At 66.6% G+C, this 25,926-nt stretch carries 21 protein-coding genes; 15 read left to right on the top strand and 6 right to left on the bottom strand.

Annotated features, from left to right (window positions below; genetic code table 11):
* Window positions 1-333 precede the first annotated feature (333 nt).
* The 7 genes from PXJ20_RS29520 (at window position 334) to PXJ20_RS29490 (ending at window position 10,718) form a co-directional block, all read left to right on the top strand.
* On the top strand, window positions 334-741 hold the full coding sequence (locus tag PXJ20_RS29520; protein WP_017775791.1) for a response regulator: 408 nt from the start codon (window positions 334-336) through the stop codon (window positions 739-741).
* A 186-nt stretch (window positions 742-927) separates the two neighbouring features.
* Complete coding sequence (locus PXJ20_RS29515; protein ID WP_199541880.1) at window positions 928-1,377, top strand: CBS domain-containing protein; 450 nt, start codon at window positions 928-930, stop codon at window positions 1,375-1,377.
* Window positions 1,378-1,632: 255 nt separating this feature from the next.
* Complete coding sequence (locus PXJ20_RS29510; protein WP_421032297.1) at window positions 1,633-2,940, top strand: SfnB family sulfur acquisition oxidoreductase; 1,308 nt, start codon at window positions 1,633-1,635, stop codon at window positions 2,938-2,940.
* A 14-nt stretch (window positions 2,941-2,954) separates the two neighbouring features.
* Entirely contained in the window at window positions 2,955-4,229 is a 1,275-nt protein-coding gene (locus tag PXJ20_RS29505; RefSeq protein WP_421032298.1) for an SfnB family sulfur acquisition oxidoreductase, read from the top strand.
* Window positions 4,229-5,683: an LLM class flavin-dependent oxidoreductase gene (locus PXJ20_RS29500; protein ID WP_421032299.1), complete on the top strand. Its 1,455-nt coding sequence runs from the start codon at window positions 4,229-4,231 to the stop codon at window positions 5,681-5,683. The genes PXJ20_RS29505 and PXJ20_RS29500 overlap by 1 nt, the downstream gene beginning before the upstream one ends.
* Before the next feature lie 81 nt (window positions 5,684-5,764).
* On the top strand, window positions 5,765-7,285 hold the full coding sequence (locus PXJ20_RS29495; RefSeq protein ID WP_421032300.1) for an MFS transporter: 1,521 nt from the start codon (window positions 5,765-5,767) through the stop codon (window positions 7,283-7,285).
* 562 nt (window positions 7,286-7,847) lie between these two features.
* Window positions 7,848-10,718, top strand: coding sequence for an ATP-dependent Clp protease ATP-binding subunit (locus PXJ20_RS29490; protein ID WP_421032301.1), 2,871 nt, complete (start codon window positions 7,848-7,850; stop codon window positions 10,716-10,718).
* Between the two features lie 72 nt (window positions 10,719-10,790).
* On the opposite strand, the gene PXJ20_RS29485 is transcribed toward PXJ20_RS29490, so the two are convergent.
* Window positions 10,791-11,504, bottom strand: coding sequence for a FadR/GntR family transcriptional regulator (locus PXJ20_RS29485; protein ID WP_126878273.1), 714 nt, complete (start codon window positions 11,502-11,504; stop codon window positions 10,791-10,793).
* 327 nt (window positions 11,505-11,831) lie between these two features.
* Here PXJ20_RS29485 and PXJ20_RS29480 point away from each other — a divergent pair, with 327 nt between their 5' ends.
* The 5 genes from PXJ20_RS29480 to PXJ20_RS29460 all read left to right on the top strand — a co-directional run bounded on the left by PXJ20_RS29480 (window position 11,832) and on the right by PXJ20_RS29460 (window position 17,748).
* On the top strand, window positions 11,832-13,379 hold the full coding sequence (locus tag PXJ20_RS29480; protein WP_421032302.1) for a sugar ABC transporter ATP-binding protein: 1,548 nt from the start codon (window positions 11,832-11,834) through the stop codon (window positions 13,377-13,379).
* The gene (locus PXJ20_RS29475) at window positions 13,372-14,403 is read left to right on the top strand and encodes an ABC transporter permease (RefSeq protein ID WP_017775800.1); all 1,032 of its coding nucleotides are present in this window, start codon (window positions 13,372-13,374) and stop codon (window positions 14,401-14,403) included. The genes PXJ20_RS29480 and PXJ20_RS29475 overlap by 8 nt, the downstream gene beginning before the upstream one ends.
* A gap of 57 nt (window positions 14,404-14,460) precedes the next feature.
* Window positions 14,461-15,408 (top strand): ABC transporter substrate-binding protein, encoded by a 948-nt coding sequence (locus PXJ20_RS29470; protein ID WP_017775801.1) that lies wholly within the window; start codon window positions 14,461-14,463, stop codon window positions 15,406-15,408.
* Between the two features lie 107 nt (window positions 15,409-15,515).
* Window positions 15,516-16,526 (top strand): zinc-binding alcohol dehydrogenase family protein, encoded by a 1,011-nt coding sequence (locus PXJ20_RS29465; protein WP_277598180.1) that lies wholly within the window; start codon window positions 15,516-15,518, stop codon window positions 16,524-16,526.
* A gap of 88 nt (window positions 16,527-16,614) precedes the next feature.
* Window positions 16,615-17,748, top strand: coding sequence for a mannitol dehydrogenase family protein (locus PXJ20_RS29460; protein WP_413215936.1), 1,134 nt, complete (start codon window positions 16,615-16,617; stop codon window positions 17,746-17,748).
* A gap of 40 nt (window positions 17,749-17,788) precedes the next feature.
* On the opposite strand, the gene PXJ20_RS29455 is transcribed toward PXJ20_RS29460, so the two are convergent.
* Window positions 17,789-18,049, bottom strand: a complete 261-nt coding sequence (locus PXJ20_RS29455) for a hypothetical protein (RefSeq protein WP_421032303.1) — start codon at window positions 18,047-18,049, stop codon at window positions 17,789-17,791.
* Window positions 18,050-18,768: 719 nt separating this feature from the next.
* Here PXJ20_RS29455 and PXJ20_RS29450 point away from each other — a divergent pair.
* Window positions 18,769-19,791 (top strand): methyl-accepting chemotaxis protein, encoded by a 1,023-nt coding sequence (locus PXJ20_RS29450; protein ID WP_277599817.1) that lies wholly within the window; start codon window positions 18,769-18,771, stop codon window positions 19,789-19,791.
* An 88-nt stretch (window positions 19,792-19,879) separates the two neighbouring features.
* Here PXJ20_RS29450 and PXJ20_RS29445 read toward each other — a convergent pair whose 3' ends face one another.
* Window positions 19,880-20,341, bottom strand: coding sequence for a hypothetical protein (locus PXJ20_RS29445; protein ID WP_421032304.1), 462 nt, complete (start codon window positions 20,339-20,341; stop codon window positions 19,880-19,882).
* 425 nt (window positions 20,342-20,766) lie between these two features.
* Here PXJ20_RS29445 and PXJ20_RS29440 point away from each other — a divergent pair, with 425 nt between their 5' ends.
* Both PXJ20_RS29440 and PXJ20_RS29435 read left to right on the top strand, forming a co-directional pair.
* Window positions 20,767-21,225: a hypothetical protein gene (locus tag PXJ20_RS29440; protein WP_126878268.1), complete on the top strand. Its 459-nt coding sequence runs from the start codon at window positions 20,767-20,769 to the stop codon at window positions 21,223-21,225.
* 88 nt (window positions 21,226-21,313) lie between these two features.
* Complete coding sequence (locus PXJ20_RS29435; RefSeq protein ID WP_421032305.1) at window positions 21,314-22,972, top strand: multicopper oxidase family protein; 1,659 nt, start codon at window positions 21,314-21,316, stop codon at window positions 22,970-22,972.
* 167 nt (window positions 22,973-23,139) lie between these two features.
* Here the strand turns inward: PXJ20_RS29435 and PXJ20_RS29430 are convergent, their stop codons facing one another.
* The 3 genes from PXJ20_RS29430 to PXJ20_RS29420 all read right to left on the bottom strand — a co-directional run bounded on the left by PXJ20_RS29430 (window position 23,140) and on the right by PXJ20_RS29420 (window position 25,862).
* Window positions 23,140-23,367, bottom strand: coding sequence for a hypothetical protein (locus tag PXJ20_RS29430; protein WP_233411611.1), 228 nt, complete (start codon window positions 23,365-23,367; stop codon window positions 23,140-23,142).
* Between the two features lie 140 nt (window positions 23,368-23,507).
* Window positions 23,508-25,310, bottom strand: coding sequence for a SulP family inorganic anion transporter (locus PXJ20_RS29425; RefSeq protein ID WP_421032306.1), 1,803 nt, complete (start codon window positions 25,308-25,310; stop codon window positions 23,508-23,510).
* A gap of 195 nt (window positions 25,311-25,505) precedes the next feature.
* Window positions 25,506-25,862 (bottom strand): carboxymuconolactone decarboxylase family protein, encoded by a 357-nt coding sequence (locus PXJ20_RS29420; protein WP_421032308.1) that lies wholly within the window; start codon window positions 25,860-25,862, stop codon window positions 25,506-25,508.
* Window positions 25,863-25,926: the final 64 nt, after the last annotated feature.

The following is a 25,926-nucleotide window of genomic DNA, read 5'->3' as shown; positions in this document are numbered from 1 at the left end:
CGGCTCCGGCACCGGCACCGGCACCGTCGGGGGCTCGCGGCGGTAACGGCGGCGGTGGCGGTGGCGGGGGAGGAACCCGGCGCGGCCCGCAATGGGGCCAGGGCGGCGGCTGGCATTGATGGACCCTAAGGGGTCCCGATGAAGCGCCGAATGAGCGCCAGGAAGCGCTCTGACGAAAGGTAAATGAAACTTTGTGTGCCGCTTGCCCGTCTGCAGCGGTGCGCGCACATGAGCCTCGCGCCTCGCCTCCTTTGGGCGCTTGTCGGAAAACCCCTACACGCAACTCGTCCTGCGCTGATTTCTTCGAATCGGCGTGTTGTGGATACTGCACCTATGAATGCGGAAACCCTCGTGCCCTCCCTGAACATCTTTCTCGTGGAAGATTCGACGCTCGTGCGCAAGCGGCTTGCCGCTTTGCTAGAGGCGCTCGGTGGCGTGAAGATCGTGGGCGAAGCGGACGAACCGGTCTCGGCGCTGGCGGGCATTGCCGCTGCCGAAGACGTGGACATCGCGATCGTCGATCTGCAACTGCTCGAAGGCAGTAGTGGCCTCACGGTGCTCAAGGGGCTTGCGAGCCAGCATCCGGGCATCGTGCCCATCGTCCTCACCAACTCGGCTTTGCCGCAGTACCGCGACGCGTGTTTTGCCGCGGGCGCGCGCTACTTCTTCGACAAGGCCACCGAAATCGGCACGCTGCGCGACGTGGTGCGGCGCTTTGCCGAGGGCACCGAGTCTGTCTGAGCCGACAGACGCCCGTCTGCTCCCCGCCTTACCTCCTCAGCGTTTCTCTTCCCACACCGGTTGTCGCACGCTCCGCGTCGTCTGCGCGAGCCGGTTGACGCACGTCAATGCCGCGACCCCGCCGCGTTCTACGCTGAACACGCGCTTCGTCAATGGTCGTCGGAGGCAGACAAGAGGAATTGCATCATGCACGTCGGAAAAATCGTTACGCGTCCCGTGGAGACCTGCGGCGTCAACGAGAGCGCCTCGGCGCTCGCCGCACGCATGCGCCAGTCGCACGTGGGCAATCTCGTGGTCATCGAATATCGCAACGGCGAAGCGGTGCCGGTTGGGCTCGTGACCGACCGCGACCTCGTCGTGACCGTGCTCGCCAACAAGCTGGACGCCGAGCGCGTCACCGCGGGCGAGATCATGTCGCGCGGCATCGTGGTCGCCAACGAGGGCGACGAAGTGAGCGTCGCGCTCGAACAGATGCGCCGCTCGGGCGTGCGCCGCCTGCCGGTGGTCGATGAAACCGGCAAGCTCACCGGCATCGTCGCGATGGACGACGTGGTCGAATATCTCGCCTCGATGCTCGTCGACGTGTCGCGCGTGGGCCGGCTGCAGGCGATCGAGGAGCAGCGCTTCAGGGGCTAGGGAAGTGGGCTGGCGCGTAGCCTCAGTGAAACTGAGCCGTGAAACCTGGCCGCGAAATCTGGCTGTGAAGCCCGGCTGTGAAGCCCGCGGCAAGAAAACCGCATGCTGCACTGCGGCGCTAAATCGGCAAACCCGATAAGCAAGTGAGAAATTGCTGGTAGGGCATCGCGCCCCGGGCTGTTCCAATGGAGGCTTTCGGCCCGTCCATTCGCCTTTGTGCGGGACGGGCGCGTCATTCCTCCGATTCGAACTGCCATGCCGCTCACGTCGCCCAGGTCCATCCAGCAGTCAACGTCTTCAACGCCTCGCCTTCCCCGACCGCCCGATCCCGCACGCGTGCAGCGCATCGCCGACGATGCCGCCGCACTCGCCGCCGCCCGCACGCTGGCCAGCGCCGTCGCAGCAGGCGCTGCGGCGCGCGACCGCGAGCGCGCATTGCCGTGGGACGAACTCGACCAGTGGTCCGAAAGCGGACTCGGCGCCATCACGGTGCCGCGCGAATACGGCGGGGCCGACGTCTCGTACGCCACGCTCGCCGAAGTGTTCGTGACGCTGTGCGAAGCGGACCCCGCCCTCGGCCAGATTCCGCAGAACCACTTCGGCGTGCTCGGTCTGCTGCGCGAAGCCGGCACGCCGGAACAAAAAGCGCGTTTCTACGGCGAAGTGCTGGCAGGCCGACGCCTTGGCAACGCGGGACCCGAGCGTCGCGCCACCCCGGCCGGCGCCGTCGCGGCGCCCACCATCCTGCACGGCACCACGCGTTTGCAGACCACGCCCGACGGCCTGCGCCTCTCGGGCCGGCGCTTCTATTCCACAGGCGCGCTCTTCGCGCACCGCATTCCGACGCGCGCCACCGACGACGAGGGCCGCGCCGTGCAGGTCTGGGTGCCGCGCGACGCGCCGGGCGTCACGGTCATCGACGACTGGAGCGCCTTCGGCCAGCGCATCACCGCGAGCGGGACCGTTGAATTCGACAACGTTCCCATTGACGCGGGCGACGTGGTCGCGGTCTGGCCGCTCGCCGACCGTCCCGGCCTGTACGGTCCGACTTCGCAGTTGATCCAGGCCGCCATCGATCAAGGCATCGCCCAGGCTGCCGTTGCCGACGCGCTCAGTTTCGTGCGCGAGCGCGCCCGGCCCTGGATCGACTCAGGCCTAGAGCATGCGAGCGACGACCCTTACATCATCGCGGACGTCGGCCGGCTGCAGATCGACCTGCACGCCGCGCACGAAGTGCTGATGGAGGCGGGCCGCACGCTCGACGACCTCGCGGCCCGGCAACAGGCCCGGCAACAACAAGGCCCGCTCGATGCCGAAGCGAGCGCGCGTGCCTCGGTGGCCGTGGCCGAAGCGAAGGTGCTCACCACGCGCATCGCGCTCGAAGCGAGCGAGAAGCTCTTCGAACTGGCGGGCTCCGCGGCCACGCGCGCCGCGCACAACCTCGACCGCCACTGGCGCAACGCCCGCACGCATACGCTGCACGACCCGGTGCGCTGGAAGCTGCACCTGCTCGGCAACTATCACCTGAACCACGTGCTGCCTGCGCGCCACGCCTGGAACTGACAAGGAGCCCGACGATGACCGTCGAACTGACCGCGGCGCCCGATGCGGCCGCTACGACCTCGGTTGCGCACGCGCCGCAGCCAGCGGGACTGACGGCCCCCAGCGTGCCCGCTCGAATCGAAACCGACGCCCACGCCGTTCAGACCGCCGTTCGCCTCGCCGCGCAATTCGCGCCGCAGGCCGCGCTGCGCGACCGCGAGCGCCGCCTGCCGTGGGCCGAACTCGATGCCTTCGTCGCGAGCGGCCTGTGGGGCATCACCGTGCCGCGCGAGTACGGCGGCCCTGGCGTCAAGGCGGGCACGCTCGCAGAAGTGATCGCGACGATTTCCGCCGCGGACGGCTCGCTCGGCCAGATTCCGCAAAATCACTTCTACGCGCTCGAAGTGCTGCGCGTAGGCGGCAGCGCGGCGCAGCAGCGCTTCTTCTACGACCGCGTGCTGGCGGGCGAGCGCTTCGGCAACGCGCTCGCCGAGATCGGCCAGCGCGATTTCAAACGCCGCACGCGGCTCACGCGCACGAGCGCAGGCTCGCACATCGACGGCCGCAAGTTCTACTGCACCGGCGCGCTCTACGCGCACTGGATTCCGACGCTCGTCGTGGCCGAAGAAGATGGCCGCGATGTCTCGTATCTCGCGTTCGTGCCGCGCCACGCGCGCGGCGTCACCGTGATCGACGACTGGGACGGGTTCGGGCAGCGCGTGACCGGCAGCGGTTCGGTGCAGTTCGAGCACGTCGAGGTGGAGCCCGAATGGGTGGTGCCGTTCCAGGCGTCGTTCGATCGCGCGACCCCTATCGGCCCGGTTGCGCAGATCATGCATGCCGCCATCGACCTGGGGCAGGCGCGCGGTGCGTTCGCCGCCGCGCTCGAGTTCGTGCGCGAGCACGCGCGGCCGTGGATCGACGCGAAAGTGGCGCGCGCCGCAGACGACCCGCTCGCCATCGTGCAATTCGGCGACCTGGCGGCGCGTCTGCGCGGCGCCGAGGCGTTGCTGCGCCGCGCGGGGCGCTTCGTCGACGCCGCGCAGGCCGCGCCCGACGAAGCCGCCGTTGCCGAGGCGTCGATTGCCGTGGCCGAGGCGCGCGCGGCCACCACCACCATTTCGCTCGACGCCGGCTCGCGCCTCTTCGAGCTCGCGGGCACGGCGGCCACGCTCGACGGTCTCGGCCTCGACCGCTTCTGGCGCAACGCGCGCACGCACACGCTGCACGATCCGGTGCGCTGGAAGTACCACGCCATCGGCAACTTCTATCTGAACGGCACCCGGCCGCCGCGCCACGGAGCCCTGTAATGCCGAACACGCGAGCCCGCAAACGCATCCTGCTCAACGCGTTCAACATGAACTGCGTGGGCCACATCAACCACGGTCTGTGGACGCATCCGCGCGACCGCTCCTCGGACTACCGGCTGCTCTCGTACTGGACGGACCTCGCCCGCACGCTCGAACGCGGCCTCTTCGACGGGCTTTTTCTCGCGGACATCGTGGGCGTCTACGACGTGTATCAGCGCAACGTGGACGTGACGCTGCGAGAGTCGATCCAGCTGCCCGTCAACGACCCGACGCTGCTCGTGCCCGCGATGGCCGCCGCCACGCAGCATCTCGGCTTCGGCGTGACGGTCAATCTCACGTACGAGGCGCCGTATCTGCTTGCGCGGCGCTTCTCGACGCTCGACCACCTCACGCGAGGCCGCATCGGCTGGAACATCGTGACGGGGTATCTCGACAGCGCGGCGCGTGCGATGGGGCAGCCCGCGCAACTGCCGCACGACGAGCGCTACGACCGCGCCGACGAGTATCTGGAAGTGCTCTATCAACTCTGGGAAGGCAGTTGGGAAGACGGTGCCGTGCGGCGCGACAAGGCCGCGCGCGTCTACGCGGACCCGGCAAAGGTGCACCGCGTGGAGCACACGGGCCGCTATTACGACGTGCACGGCTACCACCTCGCCGAACCATCGCCGCAGCGCACGCCGGTGCTGTTCCAGGCGGGCAGTTCCGGCCGCGGCCAGCGCTTTGCCGCGCGCCACGCGGAATGCGTGTTCATTTCGCCGCCCAACCGCGAGGTGGGACGCGAAACGGTGCGCGCGTTGCGCGAGCAACTCGTAAAAGCGGGCAGACGGCCCGAGGACGTGAAGGTGTTCGTCGGCGCGGCCGTGGTGCCCGGCGCAACCGAGGCCGAAGCGCGCGAGAAGCACGCCGACTATCTGCACTACGCGAGCCGTGAGGCGGGCCTCGCGCACTTCGCGGCGAGCACGGGCATCGACTACGCGCAGTACGACCTCGACGAGCCCGTGGACTACTCGCCGGGCAACGCCATCGAATCCGCGACGCACACCGCGCAGGCGCACGGCTGGACGCGCCGCAAGCTGCTCGACCTGTTCGCGTTGGGCGGCCGCTATCCGGCGATCGTCGGTACGGCGGACCAGGTGGCCGACGAGTTGCAGAAGTGGGTGGACGATGCCGACGTGGACGGTTTCAATCTGAGCCGCACGGTGGTGCCCGAAAGCTACGAAGACTTCGTGGATCTCGTGGTGCCCGAACTGCAGAACCGCGGCATCTACAAGACGGCTTACGAAGCGGGCACGTTGCGGCACAAGCTGTTTGGCGAAGGCGACACGCTGCCCGCGCGGCATGCGGGGGCGTCGTTTCGCGTGGGGCGTGCGCATGCTTCGGAACCCGAAGTAGCGGCCGGCAGCGAACGAGGCGACTCGCAGCTGTTCGTGTCCACGTCCGCGAAAAGCATATGAAAAAACGTTGCTTGGTGCGCTGCGGCGCGTTCGCTACGATGCAGCGGACTTGCCACCATCGCGCATAAGCGCCTCGTCCTCATGTCCACCGTTGCCGACGCTTCAAATCTTCCCACCGCCGTTTCCATCGATGCCGCCGATGCGGTCCATCAACCGTTGCACAACGACATCGCAGCACCGCTCGTCGTGCGATCCGCCGAAGACGTGGCGCGCATTGTCGGCTCGGGCGCCGCGAAGGGCGGCAACGCGCGCTGGGTTATCGCGATTGCGCTGGGCGGCGTGTTCCTCGATGCCTATGACCTCACGTCGCTCGCGTATGGCGTGAAGGACATCGCCCGCGAGTTCGCGCTGAGTCCCGCCCAGGTGGGGCTCGTGTCGGCGGCCATTACGTCTGGCGCGATCCTGGGGGCGCTCGTGGGCGGCTATCTCACCGATCGTATCGGGCGCTATCGCGTCTTCATGGCCGACATGCTGTTCTTCGTGGTGGCCGCCATTGCGGCCGGCCTCGCGCCGAACGTGTGGGTGCTGGGTGGCGCGCGTTTTCTGATGGGCTTCGGCGTTGGGCTGGACCTGCCGGTGGCCATGGCGTTTCTCGCGGAGTTCTCGAAGGTGACGGGCAAGGGCAGCAAGGCCGCGAGCGTCGCGGCATGGTGCCCGGCGTGGTACGCCGCCACGAGCACCTGCTATCTGCTCATTCTCGGGCTCTACGCGGTGCTGCCCGAGCATCAGCTGGGCTGGCTGTGGCGCTTCACGCTCGCGTTCGGCGCGGTGCCTGCGCTGCTCATCATCGCCGTGCGCAGCCGCTATATCAGCGAGTCGCCCGTGTGGGCCGCGAATCAGGGCGACCTGGAAGGCGCGGCGCGCATTCTCAAGCGGGCGTATGGCGTCGAGGTCGTCGTTCAACGCGACGCCGCGCCCGTGTCGAAACCGCGCGTGGCCTCGTGGCGCAGCTACGGCGCGCTCTTTCGCGGACGCTACGCGCGGCGCACCGTGCTGGCCGCGACGATCGGCGCGGCGTCCTCGTTCGGCTACAACGCGATCGTTTACGGCTTGCCCGTGATTCTCGCGAGTTTTCTCAAGCAGGGGCCGCTCACCACCATCGTCGCGGCCTTGGCCCTGAACCTGCTGTTCGCGTTCGTGGGCGGCTTGATCGGCGTGCGCTTCGTGTCGCGCTTCGGCGCCTGGAAGATGACCGCGGTGGGGCACGCGTTGCAGTTCGCGTCGCTGATCGGGCTCGCGCTGATCGGGCGTCCGGGCAGCGGCCTCTTCGTGGTGCTCGCCATTCTGCTGCTGGGCGGGTATCTGCTGGGGCAGGGGTTCGGGCCGGGCGCGCACAGCATGAGCTTCGCGTCGCTCAGCTACCCGACTTCGTTGCGCGGCGTGGGCGTGGGCTTCAACCAGACGCTCGTGCGCACGGCGTCCACGGTCTCGCTGTTCCTGTTTCCGATTCTCGCGGCGGCGCTCGGCACCCAGGTGTTCTGGGTCATCGCGCTCGCGCCGTTGACGTCGCTCGTCGTGCTGCTGCTCATCCGCTGGGACCCGGCGGGCTACGACATCGACGCCGAGGACTACGGGCGAGGGGCGGCGGTCGGCGCAGCGTAGGCCGCTTCTTTTCTCCAGGGCTTCGGGCCGGGCTGCTCGCCGGCCCGAACGGTTCGCACAAAGAGGACTTCGCGAGGCACGAACAGGAATCGCCCCTGCGTTCCCCTTGCGTTCCTTTGTGTCCTGATATGCGAGGCGCGGCTTCTGAGCCGCCCCTCGTGTGTCGTTTCGGCAAGCACGTGACACGTCGCCGCACCTGGGTGCGGCGCGCGCCTTTCGTCGCCTTTAGTGGCCTTCAGTAGCCCTTCGCGGCTTTCCCTGACGCTCCCTCGCTTTCTCTGACGGATACCTGCCATCAGGCCTGGGGAACGCGCCCATTTCGGACTATCGTGGAAGAGTCAGCCTGCGTGTCGGTCCGGCTCATCGTCAAAGCTATCGCGCCAGCCCGCCCGCAGGCCGCGCCCGAGAAACACAGCACCGCGCGTCTTTGCGTTCTGCCCTTGATTTCTCCGCCACCGCGCGCACCTTGCAGAAAGCGCACAGGTGCGCGGTTTGCGCGTCCTGTGTTTTGCGGTCAATGGCTGCGCCGGCCCGGCGCGCCGTCACACAACGGGAACCCGATATGGCACGACAGACCTGTGAAATCTGCGGCGCGCGGCCCGCCGCCGTTCGCGTCGCAATCATCCAGAACGGCTATCGCCGTTTCCTCGACGTCTGCGACTACCACTACGCGCAACTCACGCGCCATCAGCGCACGCTTTCGCCGCTCGAATCGCTGTTCCTCGGCGCCATGGCCGACAACGGCGGTCAACCCGCGGGCTACGGCCAGCCGCAACCGGACACGCCCGCGGGCGTCGCGACCGGCGTGCCGCCCGAGGAAGGCCCCGGCCTCGAACGCTACTTCAGCGAAACCGCGCGCGAGCTGCTGCAGCGCGCCGCGGAGCGCGCGGTGCAGTGGGGCCGCCGGCAGATCGAGTCCGACCACCTGCTGTACGAACTGGCACGCAACGACGTGGCGGCCGGCATTCTGGCGCGGCTCGGCGTGGACCCGAGCCAACTGCGTGCGTACATCGATGCGAACGCGCCGAAGGGCGCGCCCAGCGACGTGCCCGAAAACGACGCGATTGCGGTCTCGCCGCGCGTGAAAAGCGCGCTGGACCGCGCCTTCCTCGCCTCGCGCCAGCTGGGCCAGGGCTTTGTCGGTCCGGAGCATCTGCTCGTGGGTCTTGCCGACGTGCCCGACAGCTTCGCGGGCAACGTGATGCGCAACTACGGCATCGACGCGCGCAAGCTGCTGGAACAGATGGTGCAGTCGGGCACGGTGCAGGCCGGGCGCGACCGCGCGGGCCCGCCTAGGGGACCGAGCACGCCGCATCTGGACCGCTATAGCCGCGACCTCACGGCGCTCGCGCGCGAGGGCCGGCTCGACCCCGTGATCGGCCGCTCCAGCGAGATCGAAACGATGGTCGAAGTGCTCGCGCGGCGCCGCAAGAATAACCCGGTGCTGATCGGCGAGCCCGGCGTCGGCAAGACCGCCGTGGTGGAAGGGCTCGCGCAGCGCATCGTGGGCGGCGACGTGCCCGAGTCGCTGCGCGACAAGCGGCTCGTGGAACTCAACGTGAACTCGCTCGTGGCGGGCTCGAAGTATCGCGGCGAATTCGAGGAACGCGTGAAGCAGGTGATCGATGAAATCACCGAGCACCGCGAGGCGCTCGTGGTGTTCGTCGACGAGATTCATACGATCGTAGGCGCGGGGCAGGGCGGCGGCGAAGGCGGGCTCGACATCGCCAACGTCTTCAAGCCGGCCATGGCGCGCGGCGAACTGAACCTGGTCGGCGCCACCACGCTTTCCGAGTACCAGAAGTACATCGAGAAGGACGCCGCGCTCGAACGGCGCTTCCAGCCCGTGTTCATCGCGGAGCCGAGCGTCGAGCAGACCATCACGATTCTGCGCGGCCTGCGCGACAAGCTGGAGGCCCACCACAAGGTGACGATCCAGGACTCGGCGCTGGTGTCCGCGGCCGAGCTGTCGAACCGCTACATCAGCGGCCGCTTCCTGCCCGACAAGGCCATCGACCTCATCGACCAGGCCGCGGCGCGCGTGCATCTGTCGGGCACTTCACGGCCCGCGCGCATTCTGGAACAGGAAGCACAGCTTGCGCAGTTGCGCCGCGACCAGGACTACGCGGCCTCGCGCAAGCAGTACGAAAAGGCCCACACGCTCGGCGAGGAGATCACCCAGGCCGAACGTGCGCTCGCCGAGGCGACGGACTCGTGGAAGCGCCAGATGGAGTCGAACACGTCGGACGTGCGCATCGAGCACATTGCCGAGATCGTCGCGAAGATCACCGGTATTCCGGTCACGAACCTCACCACCGAGGAGCGCGAGCGCCTGCTGCACATGGAAGAGCGGCTGCACGAACGCGTCATTGGCCAGCAACGCGCGATTGCCGCGGTGAGCGACGCGGTGCGCCGTTCGCGTGCGGGGCTGCACGACGTGCGGCGTCCCACGGCGGTGTTCCTGTTCCTCGGGCCCACGGGTGTGGGCAAGACGGAACTCGCGAAGGCGCTCGCGGAAGTCGTATTCGGCGACGAGAACGCTGTGGTGCGCATCGACATGAGCGAGTACATGGAGCGCCATTCGGTGGCGCGGCTGATCGGCGCGCCGCCGGGTTACGTGGGCTACGAGGAAGGCGGGCAGTTGACCGAGCGCGTGCGGCGGCGGCCCTATTCGGTGATCCTGCTCGACGAGATCGAGAAGGCGCATCCGGACGTCTACAACGTGCTGCTCCAGGTGTTCGACGATGGCCGCCTCACCGACGGCAAGGGGCGCGTGGTGGACTTCAGCAACGCGCTCATCATCGCGACGAGCAACCTCGCGTCCGACGTGATCGCGGGTCAGCGCCAACGCGGCCCGGGTTTTCTGTCGGGCGGTGCGGCGTCCGTGGAAAGCGGCGTGATGGGCGAGTTGCGCCAGCACTTCCGGCCCGAGTTCCTGAACCGCATCGACGACATCATCATCTTCAATGCGCTCACGCAGGAAGAAATGCGCGCCATCACGACGTTGCAGCTCGACCAGGTGAAGCGCGTGGCGCGCTCGCAGAACGTGGAGATCGACTTCGACGAGAGCGTGGTGGACCGGCTCGCCACTCAGGGCTACCGGCCCGAGTACGGGGCGCGCGAACTGCGGCGTCTGGTTCGTCAGACCATCGAGAACGAACTGGCGAAGCGCATGCTGAGCGGCGACATTCGCGAAGGCGCGCACGTGCGATGTGCCATCGACGCGGCAACGGGCGAGGTAACGTTCGAGCCCGCGGCATCGGGCCCGGGTCGCGCGGACGGCGAGACGAAGGTGGTGAAAGAGGAACCTTCGATCCCGCCGCTTCATGAGCGCAGTGCGGACGGCGCGGCGCGAGGACCCGCAGGCAGTGAAGCGCGACCGCCCTCGGCCGAGGGCAACTCGCAGCAGCGGGGTTCCGGGCCGCTGCACTGAGAAGGGACGCCCTCGCGTCACTTCACGTAGAACGGCAGAACGACGCGCGCGGCGGGGCAACCCCTGCGCGCGTCACTGCACGTCCTGCTTCAACGCGCCCGCCATCCACCGTTCTTCCGACGCCTTCAGGTGAGCGCGCATCGCGGTCTGTGCCGCGATGGGGTCGCCCGCCTGCAAGGCCTTCAGAATGTCTTCGTGCTCGCGCACGGCCACCGACCACGTCTGCGCGCTCTCGGCGTGCCCGCGCATGGCCGCGGCAATGGGGTCGTGCCGGCTGTCGAACAGTTCGCCCACGAAGCGCGCGAGCACCGAATTGCCGGTGGTCTCCGCAATCAACATGTGGAATTGCCGGTCGGCATCCACCGGCGACTTGCCGGCCGCCGCCAGTTTTCGCATGCGTTCCACCACGCGGCGCAGGCGGTCCAGGGTCGCCGCCGTGAACTTGCCGGTGGCCAGCACGATCACGGTGCCCTCGATCGCGATGCGCGCCTGCATCAGCTCCGACGGGCTTTCGCCCAGCGCGGCGATGGCGTGTTCGCCGCCTGCGCTGCCGCCGCCCGCCACGTCGCGAACGTACACGCCCGAGCCCATGCGAATCTCGACCTGACCACCTATTTCCAGCGCGATCAGCGCCTCGCGCAGCGACGGACGCGACACGCCCAACTGCTGCGCCAGCTCCCGCTCGGGCGGCAGACGTTCGCCCGGCGGAAATTCGCCCTGGCGGATCAATGCGAGGATCTGCGCAGCCACGGATTGGTAAAGCCGCTTGGGTTCTGTCTGTTTCATCGGAGGCTCGTTTCTGAGCGGTTTCACGCGCGAACGACCAGTGTCGCAAGCGGGGACGGAGTCTAGCATACGCGCCTCCTGCCCCATTCGGCGCGGGTTTGCGCGTTCCTCGGGGTTTTCACCAATGGTCAGGGCACTTATAAAAAAACGATATTGGCTTGACCAAACGGACGGCGGCGACACGAAATTCAGTTGAATTGATCGCAACCGGCCTGACCGGTGCCAACCCGGACTGACGTAGAGATGGCGCGAGACTGCGCGAAATTGCAGGAGCGGGCAGGTCCGCAGCCCGGGTTTTCGTCACACAGAACAACCATGGAGACGGGAATGGCAAGTCCCAGCGTCCAGCCGGCCGGCACGGCCGCGCCGGAGCAGTCGCTGCGCGAGATCCTGCGGCTGGAAGGCGTCGGCAAGCGCTTTCCGGGCGTGGTCGCGCTCGACGGCATCGACCTCGATCTGCGTTACGGCGAGGTGCATGCCATCTGCGGCGAAAACGGCGCAGGCAAATCGACGCTGATGAAGATCATCAGCGGACAGTACCGCGCGGACGAAGGCGCGATCCACTACAAGGATCAGCCGGTGCAGTTCCAGTCCACCACGCAGGCGCAGGCCGCGGGCATCGCCATCATTCACCAGGAGCTGAACCTCGTTCCGCACCTCTCGGTCGCGGAGAACCTCTACCTTGCGCGTGAGCCCAAGCGCGGCCCGTTCGTCGATTACCGCCGGCTGCACGAGAACGCGCGGCGCTGCCTCGTACGCATCGGACTCGACGTGTCGCCCACCACGCTCGTGGGCGCGCTCTCCATCGCGCAGCAGCAGATGGTGGAGATTGCGAAGGCGCTGTCGCTCGACGCGCAGGTGCTCATCATGGACGAGCCCACGTCTTCGCTCACCGAGCAGGAGACGGTGCAGCTCTTTCGCATCATCAAGGAACTGCGCGCCGCGGGCGTGGCGATTCTCTACATCTCGCACCGGCTCGACGAAATGGCCGAGATCGTGGATCGCGTCACCGTGCTGCGCGACGGTCGCCACATTTCCACCCAGGACTTCGCCGCCACCACCGTCGATGAAATCGTCGCACGCATGGTGGGACGCCCGCTGCACGACGCGTATCCGCCGCGCCAGTCGGTGCCCACCGACGAAATCCTGCTTGCCGTGAAAGACCTGCGGCGCGAGGGCGTGTTCGGCCCCGTGTCGTTCGAGTTGCGCCGCGGCGAGATTCTGGGCTTCGCCGGGCTGATGGGCGCGGGCCGCACCGAGGTGGCGCGCGCCATCTTCGGCGCCGACCACACGGATGGCGGCGCAGTGCTGCTCGCCGGCAAAGCGGTCACCATCCGCTCGCCGCGCGAAGCCATCAAACACGGCATTGCCTACCTCTCCGAAGACCGCAAGAAGGACGGCCTCGCGCTCGCCATGCCGGTGTCGGCCAACGTGACGCTCGCCAACGTGCGGGCCATTTCGTCGCGCGCCGGCTTTCTGCGCTTCGACGAGGAAACGGCCGTGGCGGAACGCTACGTACGCGAACTCGGCATTCGTACGCCGGGCGTCGGGCAGACCGCGCGCAATCTCTCGGGCGGCAACCAGCAGAAGGTCGTGGTGAGCAAGTGGCTGTACCGCGGCTCGAAGATCCTGTTCTTCGACGAACCCACGCGCGGCATCGACGTGGGCGCCAAGTACGCCATCTACGGGCTCATGGACCGGCTTGCCGCCGACGGCGTGGGCGTCGTGCTGATCAGCTCGGAGCTGCCCGAACTGATGGGCATGACCGACCGCATCGCCGTGTTCCACGAAGGCCGCATCACCGCGGTTCTCGAAACGAAACAGACTTCTCAGGAAGAAATCATGCACTACGCGTCGGGGCGCACTCATGCTTGAAATGACATCGGATCGAAGCGAAGCGGTCGACAAGGCCGCACGGCAGCGGCGCCGTGACCTGATTCAGAAGTTCGCCGCATTGGGCAGCCTCGTCGTGCTCGTGATCGCGTTCTCGCTCACGAGTGCGGCGTTCTTCTCGGTGGGCAACCTGATGACGGTCTCGCTGCAGGTGACCTCCATCGCCTACCTGGGCGTGGCTGCAACCTGCGTGATCATCACGGGCGGCATCGACCTTTCCGTCGGATCGGTGCTCGCGCTGGCGGGCGTGGTGGCCGCGTTGCTGGTGAAGGCGGGCGCGCCGGTGCCGGTCGCGATGCTGGGCGGCGTGCTGGTGGGCGGGCTGTGCGGCTTCGTCAACGGACTGTGCGTGACGCGCATGGGGCTGCCGCCCTTTATCGCGACGCTCGGCATGATGCTCGTGGCACGCGGCGTCGCGTTGCAGATCACGGGCGCGCGGCCTGTTTCGGAACTGGGCGACGCGTTCGGCGCACTCGGCAACGGCGCGCTCTTCAAGATTTCGCACATCGGCGCCGATGGTTTTCCGGACACCACGTTCCCCGGCATCCCGTATCCCGTGGTGATCATGGTTGTGCTGTTCATCGCGGCGTCGATCTTGCTGTCGCGCACGGCGCTGGGTCGCCACATCTACGCGGCCGGGTCGAACGCCGAGGCCGCGCGGCTCTCGGGCGTCAACGTGCGCGGCGTGCAGCTCTTCACCTACGTGCTTTCGGGCCTGCTGGCGGGCGTCACGGGCTGCGTGCTGATGTCGCGGCTCGTCACCGGTCAGCCCAACGAAGGCGTGATGTACGAACTCGATGCGATTGCGAGCGCCGTGATCGGCGGCACTTCGCTGATGGGCGGCGTGGGCACGATCTCGGGCACGGCCATTGGCGCGTTCGTGATCGGCGTGCTGCGCAACGGCCTGAACATGAACGGGGTATCGAGTTTCATCCAGCAGATCATCATCGGCGTCGTGATTCTGGGCACCGTGTGGATCGATCAGTTGAGAAGCAGGAAGCGGTAAGCCATTACAGGCGCAATTCCAACAACACGTCCCTAACCACGGGCATAGGAGCGAGACATGAAAAAGCTTTCCATCCTGGCCGCGGCCGCCACGCTGTGCGCCGCGTTCACCACTTACGCACAGGCTGCGGGCGGCGAGATCGCCGTGATCGTGAAGACCGCCAATTCGAACTACTGGCAGAACGTGCAGAAGGGCGCCACCGCCGCCATGGCGAATGCCAAGGGCTACACCATGACCTTCCAGGGTCCGGCCGCGGAATCCGACATCGCCGCCGAAGTGAACATGGTGGAGAACGCCGTGAACCGCCACGTGGCCGGCATCGTGCTCGCGCCGTCCGACCCGGACGCGCTCGTGCCCGCCATCAAGAAGGCGTGGGAGGCACACATTCCGGTCGTGCTGATCGACTCGATGATCTCCGACGCGGGCAAGCAGTACTACCAGTCGTTCCTTTCGACGGACAACAACAAGGCCGGCGAACTCTGCGCGAAGGCGATGATCGCGAAGCTCGGACAGACGGGCAAGGTGGCGATCATGTCGTACGTGCCGGGCGCGGGCTCGGAAATCGGCCGCGTGGGCGGCTTCCGCAAGTACCTCGCGGCGCATTCGAAGCTGCAGATCGTGGGGCCGTTCTACTCGCAGTCGCAGATGGCCACGGCGCTGAACCAGACCACCGACGTGCTCTCCGCGAACCCTGACCTCAAAGGCATCTTCGGCGCCAACGAGCCCACGGCGATCGGCATGGGCCGCGCGCTCGCGCAGTCGGGCAAGGCCGGCAAGGTGGTGGCGATCGGCTTCGACGGCAACCAGGACCTGCAAGGCTTCGTGCGCGACGGCACCATCCAGGGCATCGCCGTGCAGAGCTCGTATCAGATGGGCTACAAGGGCATCCAGACGCTCGTCAACGTGATTGACCACAAGCCGGTCGAAAAGGTGGTGGACACCGGCGTCGTGATGGTCGACAAGCAGAACATCGATACACCCGAGGCGAAGAACGTCCTCTATTGATTCCGCTTTGAAGCAGTCGTATTGAACCCGACCGGCCACGCCCGTCGTATGGCGCGGGAAACGTTACGCGTTGCCAGGCGCGGCCGGTCCACTGGAGAAGAAGTCACATGCTGAGCGTCATTTGCGAATCCCCCGGCGTGCTGCGTTCCGAGCAACGCGACACGCCGCTGCGCGGTGCGGGCGAGGTGTTGCTGCGCGTATCGCGCGTCGGCATCTGCGGCACCGACCTGCACATCTTCACGGGCAACCAGCCGTACCTTTCGTATCCGCGCGTGATGGGGCACGAGCTTTCAGGCATCGTGGTAGAGGCCGAGCCGCAGACGAAGCTTGCCGCGGGTGACGCCGTGTACGTGATGCCGTATCTCTCCTGCGGGCAATGCGTGGCGTGCCGGCAGGGCAAGACGAATTGCTGCGTGAACATCAAGGTGCTGGGCGTGCATCGCGACGGCGCGCTGGCCGAATACCTGAGCGTGCCCGCGCAGTTCGTCCACAAGGCCGACGGCGTGACGCTCGACCAGGCCGCGATGCTGGAATTTCTCGCCATCGGTGCGCACGCCGTGCGCCGTGCCGACGTGCAGCCGAAAGAGCGCGTGCTCGTGGTGGGCGCGGGGCCTATCGGCATGGCCGCGATGATCTTTGCGGGGCTGCGCGGCGGCGAGGTGACCTGCCTCGATACGCGCGCCGACCGTCTCGCGTTCTGCGCGAGCCACCTCGACATCCAGGCCACCGTGCAGACCGGCGCGGGCGACGTGGAGGCACTCTCGAAGCGCACGAACGGCGAGTTCTTCGACGTGGTGTTCGACGCCACCGGCAACGTGAACGCGATGAACCGCGGCTTCGAGTTCATCGCGCACGGCGGCAAGTACGTGCTCATCTCCATCGTGCCGGGCCAGATCACGTTCTCCGACCCCGAGTTCCACAAGCGCGAGGCGACGCTGCTGGGCAGCCGCAACGCGACGGCGCAGGACTTCGAGACGGTGCTCGCGGCGATGCGCGAGGGCAAGATTCCGGACAAGGCGCTCAACACGCACCGCATGCGGCTTGCCGACGTGCCCGAGGAATTCCCGAAGCTGCTCGATCCGCAGCAGACGGTGGTGAAGGCGCTTGTCGAATGCTGAGCGCCGCTTGTAGCTTGCCTGCCTTCCCTAGTTTCGAACGTCGTCGTTGCGCATGAGCGAACCCATTCGCGAACCTATCCGGGCACCCATCCAGGCGCCCATTCTTCAGTTCGGCACCAGCCGGTTCTTGCAGGCGCATGCTGCGTTGTTCGTTTCGGAGGCGCTCGCGCGCGACGAGGCGCTGGGCGGCATCGCCGTCGTGCAGACGACGGGTAACCCCGTGAGCCGGGCGCGCATTGCGGCGCTCGCGTCGGGCGAGGGCTACCCCGTGCGGATTCGCGGCATGGAGGCGGGCGCCGCCGTGGATCGCCTGGTGATGGGGCGTGCCATCCGCGAGGCGTGGATCGCCGACGATGACTGGCCCGCTATCCGCCGTGCGGCGATTGAAGACATGCGCGTGATCGTCTCGAACACGGGCGATACGGGCTATCGGCTCGACGAGCGCGACGCCGCTTCGCTACTCGCGCAGACCGACCACGTGCCGCGCAGTTTCCCCGCCAAGCTGCTCGTGCTGCTGCACGCTCGCTGGACCGAACGCGCCGAGGCGCCGGTGTCCCTCTTTCCCTGCGAGCTGGTGGCGAACAACGGCGACACGTTGCGCGACATCGTGATAGGCCTTGCGCGGCAGTGGCAGGCCGCGCCCGCGTTCGTATCCTGGCTCGCAACGCATTGCGTCTGGGCCAATTCGCTGGTGGACCGCATCGTTTCCGAGGCTATCGAGCCGGTGGGCGCCGTGGCCGAGCCCTATGCGCTCTGGGCCATCGAACGGCAGCCCGGACTCGAGCTGCCGTGCACGCACCCCGCCATCGTGCTGACCGACGACCTGAACAGCTTCGAACAGCTAAAGCTGTTCTTCCTGAACCTGGGCCACACCTGGCTTGCCGGGCAGTGGCTCGCGCAAGGCCGGCGCGCGGACGAAACCGTGTTCGAGGCCATGAACGACGAGGCCATGCGTGCTTCTGTGGAAGCCGTCTGGCAGGAGGAGGTCATGCCCGTGTTCGTGGCCATGGACCTCACCGAACGCGCCGAGGCGTACGTGGCCAGCGTGCGGGAACGGTTTCTGAACCCGTTCCTGCGGCATCGCCTTGCGGACATTGCGCAGAATCACGCGGAGAAGGTGAAGCGGAGGATGGCGCCGCTCGTGGCGTTGGCACAGGAACGCGGAGTGGGTGCCGCGCAAGCGCGATTGAAGGCGGTGATCGCGCGGCTAGAAAACGCTTGAACGGCAGTACCGCCTCCGGCTAGGTGGCGTCGCCTCCGGCTTACGGGACCACCGCAGCCGTATCCACGCGGTAGCAGGTGGGAATCACGTTCTTCTTCGGGCGCTGATCGATCAGCTTGTAGCCGCGCGCCGACACGCGCGACTGCGGCGAACCGAACGTCACCACCTTGCCGAAGTCGCCGTCCGTGGTGCTCACCTGGCCGATGACGAGCGGCGCAACCACGGGGGCGGTGCGTGCCGAGTCCGCGTCGATGACGCGGCGCACGTGCGAGAGAGGCTGCACGTACCAGTCCGCCTTCATTCAGGCCGCCGGAATCACGAACGGACGGCACGCCTCGCCCGCGAAATGGCGGTCGATGATCATCCACGGGGCTTTGCCGGCGCTGCTTCGCCGTGGCGGGATCGTAGAGGCTGCCGCCCGGACCGTTTCCCAGATCGCTGAAGTGCTTGCCCCTCCCCATGATGACGGGCGAGACGATGTAGCCGTTCGCATAGGTTCGGTAATTCACTCCGATGAACGGGTGAAGGTTGGGGTGTCCGGAAATGGGGGCGTCTCGCTGATAAATAGCGGCAGGATCATAGCCGGTATCGTGATGTGGATGGTTTATAAAAAGCTTTGAGAAAAACGCCAGGGCGGATTATCGAAAAATGCGCCCGGATACAATAAAAATCGCAGGCAGGATCAAATTCCATTGACCGCCGTGAAGTTATTCAACCCCACTGGAGACGGCCGAGCCGGATAGCCGGCAAAACGGTCGCCGCCAACCCCGCGAAACCTGACTGTGACTGCCTTGCGGCCTTATCGGGGCCCCAGCGTTCGCCCTTCGAAAAGTCCTAAAGAATCCCTTTGCGATGCCGTTTATGAGTTGTTTCGCGCTGGAATCTTTACTTCGCAAAAAGAGATCGCCCAATAAAAGGGAATAAAAATGCGATCGCACAACAATGGCGCCGGGTTGCATTGATTTGGTGCGATCTGTCGCCCAGGAAGGGCGAATTTAAACCATAGGTCGAGGGGAAGTCATGGCGGATGCCAATGAGATTGTCGATTTGACGCGAGAAGTTCACCGTATTGCGAAGGGCAACGTATCGGATATCAACGACATCAATCGTGAAACCACGTTCCTCGCCATCAACGCGCTGATCGAATCGGCCCGTGCCGGCGACGCCGGGCGCGGTTTTGCCGTGGTCGCGAATCAGGTCAAGGTGGTGTCGCAACGCATCGGACAGTTGACCACCGAGCTGGGCCGCGAACTCACGGCCCTGGGCGACCGGATGATCACGCAGCTCGAGCAGCAGGAAGCGCAGCGCCTCACGGATCTCGCGCTCAACATGATCGAGATCATCGACCGCAATCTCTACGAACGCTCCTGCGACGTGCGCTGGTGGGCCACCGATTCCGCGATCGTCGATTGCCTCGCACACGACAGCCCCGAACATCGCGCGTTTGCGTCCGAACGTCTGGGCGTGATTCTCGACAGCTACACCGTGTACCTCGATCTGTGGGTGATCGACATGGCAGGCAACGTCGTCGCCACCGGCCGGCCCGGCCAGTTCGCGGCGGCAGGGCACGAGAACGTTGCGGACAAACCGTGGTTCAAGGCGGCGGCGAAGTCGGCGTCGGGCGCCGAGTACGCCGCCGCCGAACTCGAGTCGATGGAGGCGCTCGGCGGCGCCGCCGTGGCGACCTACGCCGCGGCCATCCGTGAAGGCGGCGCCAACAGGGGGCGTCCGCTCGGCGTGCTCGCGGTTTTTTTCAACTGGGCGCCGCAAGCCTCGACGGTGGTCAAGGGCGTGCGTCTGTCAGCCGAAGAGTGGACGCGTACGCGCTGCCTGCTCGTCGATGCGCGCAAGCGCGTCATCGCCAGTTCAGACGGCAAAGGCGTGCTGCAAGAAGTGCTGCCGCTCAAAGTGAGCGATCCGAAGGCCGGCGCGTACCGACCGGACGCGGACACATTGGTGGCCTACGCGCTCACGCCGGGCTATGAAACGTACGAGGGGATGGGGTGGTACGGCGTGATCGTGCGCAAGCGGGCGGGGCGGTGAGGTGAAGGGAAGTGAAGTGAAGGGAATTGCATGCACCATCCACGGTTTGAGCGGATGGATGGTGCATTTATCAGGGCGCGCCGGTTATCTAGATTTCCGCGGTAGCCGTGGCCGGCAAATGGGTACGCAAAATTTCCAGGCTTCGTTGCTGGTCGGCCCGCGACATTTCATAGAGCGACAACCGGGCTTTACGCACTTTGCTACGGGCATCGTCCGGGCGGGTATAGCGGATGACCAGGGTAAACCAGCCGCGTTTCAGGCTGATGATATTTTTGTAGTGAATGACCGATTTTTCGACTTGACAAAATTCGTCATAAAATCTGGCGCGAGTCATGAAAATCAGCCAAACGAGCATGATGGTAGGCAAAATAAAAATTTTCCAGAGATCGCTAAAATCCAGACCGGAAAACGGACCCGAGAAAAAGTACATGACCACTGGCAGTACGACGATCCAGAGTATGATCAGAGAGGGTATCGCAAACCGGTTTCCGCGTACGACAAATTGCGGCTCGAGGATGGCCGGATTATCGGGTGAAGTGAGTTGTGTCATTGGTTTTCTCGTCAAAATGGATTGTGCGTGAAAATGACGGCGGGATGCCATAAAACCCGTAAATCCCATAAATCATTGCAGCGGCGATGCCATCTTAGGCACCTGCCGCCCATAAATCAATCTCGAATCCGGGTTGACGGATTATGTTTATCTATTCTGCATATTTGGGAAAAACATAATCGGATTCTGGTCATTCCCTTCATTTCCTGCGCAGTCGCGCCTGGGAAATCACGCCAGGCGTCCGAAGCCACGGCGGCATCCGAACCTGAAACGCATCGCGCGCGGCCGAGCACAGCGACCCGCTGCCAGGTCAGCTCGTAACGTGTCAAAGCGTGTCAAAAGCGCGCCGCCGGCCACCATCCATGCCCGTTGAGCGATAATCCGGTGTTCGCCTTCTTGCTGCCTCAACTTCTTCGAAACGTCCAATGAACCGCTGGCGCGTGCTGTTGCTGATTCTGCTGCTGACCGGGGCAAGCCTGCTGCTTCGCCCTGCAGCGGCAGCGTGGGCGCGTGCGGCCATGCCCTGCGCGGCGCAGCAGTGCAGCGCGCCGGCCTTGTCTTCGTCAATGGCACACGACGAGGCCCACATGGCCGCGCCCGAGGCGCCGGTCGGGCGTCCTCATCACGCGCTCGCCGCCACGGTAATCGGTGATTCCGCCAGCGCGGCTCATGGCGGTTGCGGCGTGAGCGGCCATTGCCACGTGGCGGGCCAGTGCGGCGGGATGGCCGCCGCCTGTTGTACCGCGGCAGCGGCGCCCGGATTCCTGTTTTGCGCTGGCCTCACGAAAGTCGCGATGCTGCGCGCCTTGCCGCCCCGCTCCGACGCAGCCGCCCATTTCCTCACGGACGGTATCGAACGTCCGCCCCGGCTTTTCCTTGCCTGAGTGTCCCGGCCGTTGCTGACGGCCTGTCGCTTGTGGGCTGCCCGATCGTCGGGCTGCCCGGCCCATTCATGTCAAGGAAAGCATCATCATGAAACGCTTCAACGACGCGCACGTTGCGTCTCTCCACACGCCCGGCTCCGCCAGTGAGCCCGACAAGACCACGAGCCGCCGACGGTTTGTGACCGGCGCACTGGCCGGCGCCGCCGCGCTCGCGCTTTATCCTGCGCGCCTGCCGCGCGCATGGGCGGCCGAGGCTCCGGCGGCTGCCGCCCCCAGCTCTGCCGGAACGGCAGCGGCAAAGCAACTGGCCGTCGTACGCCGCACGATCGAGGTGAACGGCCGCGCCGCGAGCGTCTACGGTGTCGTGCAGCCGAACGGCGCGCAAGGCATCCGGTTGACTGCGGGCGAAGCGTTCGACGTCGCGCTGCGCAATGAAACCAGCGACGCCACGCTGATCCACTGGCACGGCCTCACGCCGCCCTGGAACCAGGACGGCGTGCCCGACGCTCCCATGCCGCTGCTCGGGGCGCACGCTCAGCAGCGCTACCACTTCCCGGTGAACGCGCCCGGCACCTACTGGATGCACGCGCACACGTTGCAGGAGCAGCAACTCCTCGCGGCGCCGCTGATCGTGGCCGATCCGGCCGATGGCCGCCGCGACGAACAGGAAGTCGTCGTCATGCTGCACGACTTTTCGTTCAAGTCGCCCGAAGAACTGCTGGCAGGTCTGACGAAGGGCGGCCAGCACGGCGCCGCGCCGGATGCCCACGGGAGCCACGGCGCCATGAGCAGTCAAGGCGCCATGGGAGGCGCGCACGCGGCGGGCGACATGAACATGAGCGGTATGAAGATGCAGCAGCCTTCATCGGCCCACGACGCGATGGCCGGCATGGACATGAGCGGCATGAACGACAACACGCACGACATGAGCAGCATGGCCGGCAGCATGCCCATGGACCTCAACGACATCGACTACGACGCCTATCTCGCCAACGACCGCACGCTCGCGGACCCCGAAGTCGTGAAGGTGGAGCGGGGCGCACGGGTGCGCTTGCGCATCATCAACGGCGCGACGGCTACGGCGTTCACGGTGGACCTCGGCGGCCTCACCGGGTCGCTGATCGCCGTGGACGGTCAACCCGTGCAGCCCGTAACGGGCCGTCGGTTCCCGGTCAGCATGGGGCAGCGCATCGACGTTCGTCTGCAGTTGCCCGACGATGCACGCGCATTCCCGGTCCTCGCGCTGCGCGAAGGCGCAAGGGAGCGCACCGGCATCGTTCTGCAACCCGCCGGCGCTCCGGTGCGCAAGATTGCCTCCACGGGCGCTGCCGCAGGGCCCGTGCTCGACCTCGCGCTGGAATCCCGGTTGCGCGCCGCTTCGCCGCTTGCGCCACGGCGCCCGGCCCAAACCTTCCAGATGACGCTCATGGGCGACATGGCCGCTTACCGCTGGGCGCTCGCCACGCAGCCGCGCATCGAGGTGGACCGCGGCGAGCGCGTCGAAGTGACGATGCGCAACGCGAGCATGATGGCGCACCCGATGCATCTGCACGGCCACCACTTCCAGGTGGTCGCCATCGACGGCCATCGCGTCAATGGCGCGGTGCGCGACACGGTGCTGCTGCCGCCGGGACGCTCGGTGACGATTGCCGTCGATGCGAACAATCCCGGGCAATGGGCCTTTCACTGCCACCACCTGTACCACATGGCGGCGGGGATGATGACGACCTTCGCGTATCGCGCTTAGCCGCAGTAACGAACGCGGCCCCGGGCGAACCATCAAGCCAGGGGCGGCGGCCACTTTCTTCCGCCCAAAACAAAGCCGGCCTCGCCAGGAGCAGTCCCTGGGAGGCCGGCGTACTGTCGGTCAAGACGGCATCGACTTCGCTCGCCTTATCGGCGAGCCCGCCGTGCTCAGGCCGTGACGTTGATCATCGTGCCGATGGTCTGGCCGCTCGCGTTGACGACGGGCGGTTGCGTCTGCGGTTGGGCCTGCACCGCTTTGGCGCCGCTGTCGTCTGCATCGCCGTCGATATCCGGGCCCACTTCCTGTGCTTCGTTCCCCGTAGAAGCGTAGCGTGCCGACTGCTGGGTAGCCTGCATCGACATGGCGACCTGGTTGCCAATTGAAGAGATGGTCATTGCGCACCTGTTTTATGAATGGAAAATGACCAACCGCGCCGGAGCCACCTTCACTTCGATCACCACAACCGGACGGCCCACGCGCGAGTGGCCGCCTGCATCTTACGCGCCCGCTGCTGAAGGGAGCCTTAAGGACGCACTTAAGGACGCGCGCGCCGCGCCGCCTGCTGCCCCGCGCCGGCCTTTGTCCTCGTCTGCTCACCATGCCGCCGCCGCGCCGCGAGGCAGTGTTCCACCGCCTCGCTCACGGTCGCGAAGAACGGTGTGCGGCTGCCGAACCGTCCAAACATGCCGTAGGCGCGCAGCCAGTCCTTGACCGGATCTTTCATCTCGGCAAAGCCGAGCCGGATGCCCTCGGCTTCCAGTTCGTCGCGCAGGGCGTCGAGCACGTCGGCGGCGGTCACGTCGATGTCGGTAATCGGCTCGGCGGCCACGATCGCCCATTCCACCCGGGTCGGCGAATCGGCAATGGCGCGGCGCAGATGGTCCGCGAAGATGTTCGCGTTGGCGAAGAAAAGCGGCGCGTCCCAGCGGAACAGCACGAGCCCCGGCAGTTGCTGTGCCTCGGGATGACGGCTCACGTCGTGATAGCCGCGCATGCCCGTGACGCGGCCCAGGACGGCGTCGTAGGGGTGCCACGCGCGCCACACGAACGAGAGCAGCGCGAGCCCCACCGACAGAAAAATGCCCTGAATCACGCCGAGCAGCACGACGCCCGCGAAGCACAGCATCGACACCGCGAACTCGCTGCGCCGGGTGCGAAAAAGCCGCGCCACGTTGCGGATTTCGACGATGCCCACCGACGCGCAGATCACGATGGCCGCCAGCGCCGAGTACGGCACGTGGGCCAGCAGCGCGGGCGCGGCGAGCAGCAGCGCGGCCATGCAGGCGGCGGCCACAAGCCCCGTGACCTGCGTCTGCGCGCCGGCCGCCTGCGCCACCGGCGTGCGCGACGAACTGCTGCTCACCGGGCATCCCTGGAACAGCCCGGCCAGCAGGTTCGCCGCGCCCAGCGCGATCAGTTCCTGATTGCGGTCGGCCTCGGTGTCCGTGCGCGGGGCAAACGCGCGCGACAACACGCTGATGTCGGCAAACGAAACGAGCGCGATGGCAATCGCGCCGCCCGCGAGTCCGCCGATCTCGGCGAATGTCAGCGTTGGCCATTGCGGCCGGCCCCCGCCGGACGGCAGCGCCCCGATTACGGCGAGCGGCACCTGGCGTTGGTCGTGCAGCCACCAGCCGGCGAGTGCGGCCACCGCGCAGACCACCAGCATGCCCGGCAGCGACGGCGCGACCCGCCGCAGCACCATGATCGCGACGATGCACGACACGCCGATAGCCGCCGCGGCCACGTTGGCCTCACCGTCGGCCACGCCATGCGCCACGTGCAGCAGCGAGCCGGCGAAGGTGTGGCTGCTGCCGTCGAGCCCGAGCAGCCGCGGCAACTGGCTTGCCGCAAGCGTCACGGCAATGCCGTTCAGATAGCCATAGCGGATAGGCTGGGAGAGCAGGTCGGAGACGAAGCCGAAGCGCAGCAGGCCGAACAGCACGCAGACGGCGCCGGCCATGATGGCCAGCATGGCGGCCAGCGCCACGGTGTGGCCGGCGTCGCCGTGTGCGAGCGGCAGCACGGTAGCGGCAATGAGCGCGGCGAGGGCGGAGTCGGGGCCGAGCACGAGGATGCGGCTCGGGCCGAACACGGCGTAACCCACGAGCGCGGCGATCGTGGCATAGAGCCCGGCCATGACGGGCAGGCCAGAGGCCTCCGCATAGCTCATGCCGACCGGAATCAGCACGGCCGTCAGCGCGAGGCCGGCGAAGAGGTCCTTGGCGAACCACTGGCGCTGGTAGCCGCGCAGCATCGCGACGCCCGGCACCCAGCGATCGAGACGCGACACACCACGTGCGGCGCCGGAGGGCAAGGGCGGTTCGGGACTGGACATGGTGAGCTGGGGTGTGCGGGTGGTGTGATGGAGCGACTGGATGAGACGTCGGGGATATCCCCACATTAGTTCACTCGCGCCCCGGCCGCGGTTTGACGTGGGTCATCCGTGGCGGGGTGCGCGTGCGTTGCACGCCAGCGGGGCACTCGGGGGCACTCGTCCGGAAACTCGCCGCGCCGCTCGCTCAAGCCTCGCTCAAGCCTCGGTCGCCGAAAACTCCTGGAACGCCTTCAGCGCGTGCGCGGCGTACATCATCGACGGACCGCCGCCCATGTACACCGCGGTGCCCAGCACGTCGTCCAGTTCCGCGCGCGTGATGCCGAGTTTCACCAGCGTTTGCACGTGAAAGCCGATGCAGTCGTCGCACCGGCCGGCAATGGCGATGCCGAGCGCGATGAGTTCGCGCGTCTTCCTCGTCAAGGCGCCGTCTTTCGTGCCCGCCGCCGCAAGCTGGCTGAAGGCGGTCATGAGTTCGGGCTGGGTCTCGCGCATGACGCGCATCTGGCCGGAAACCGCGGTGACTGTGTCCTTGAAGCTGGGGATGCTGCTCATGCTGGCCTCGCTGTTGAATCGACGGGGCTTTAACGATACGAAGGTTCGTGCCGACATCGTTTGA

The sequence above is a fragment of the Paraburkholderia sp. A1RI_3L genome (assembly GCF_048957895.1).
Classification (GTDB): domain Bacteria; phylum Pseudomonadota; class Gammaproteobacteria; order Burkholderiales; family Burkholderiaceae; genus Paraburkholderia; species Paraburkholderia kururiensis.
This window is presented reverse-complemented; position numbering and strand designations above follow the sequence as displayed.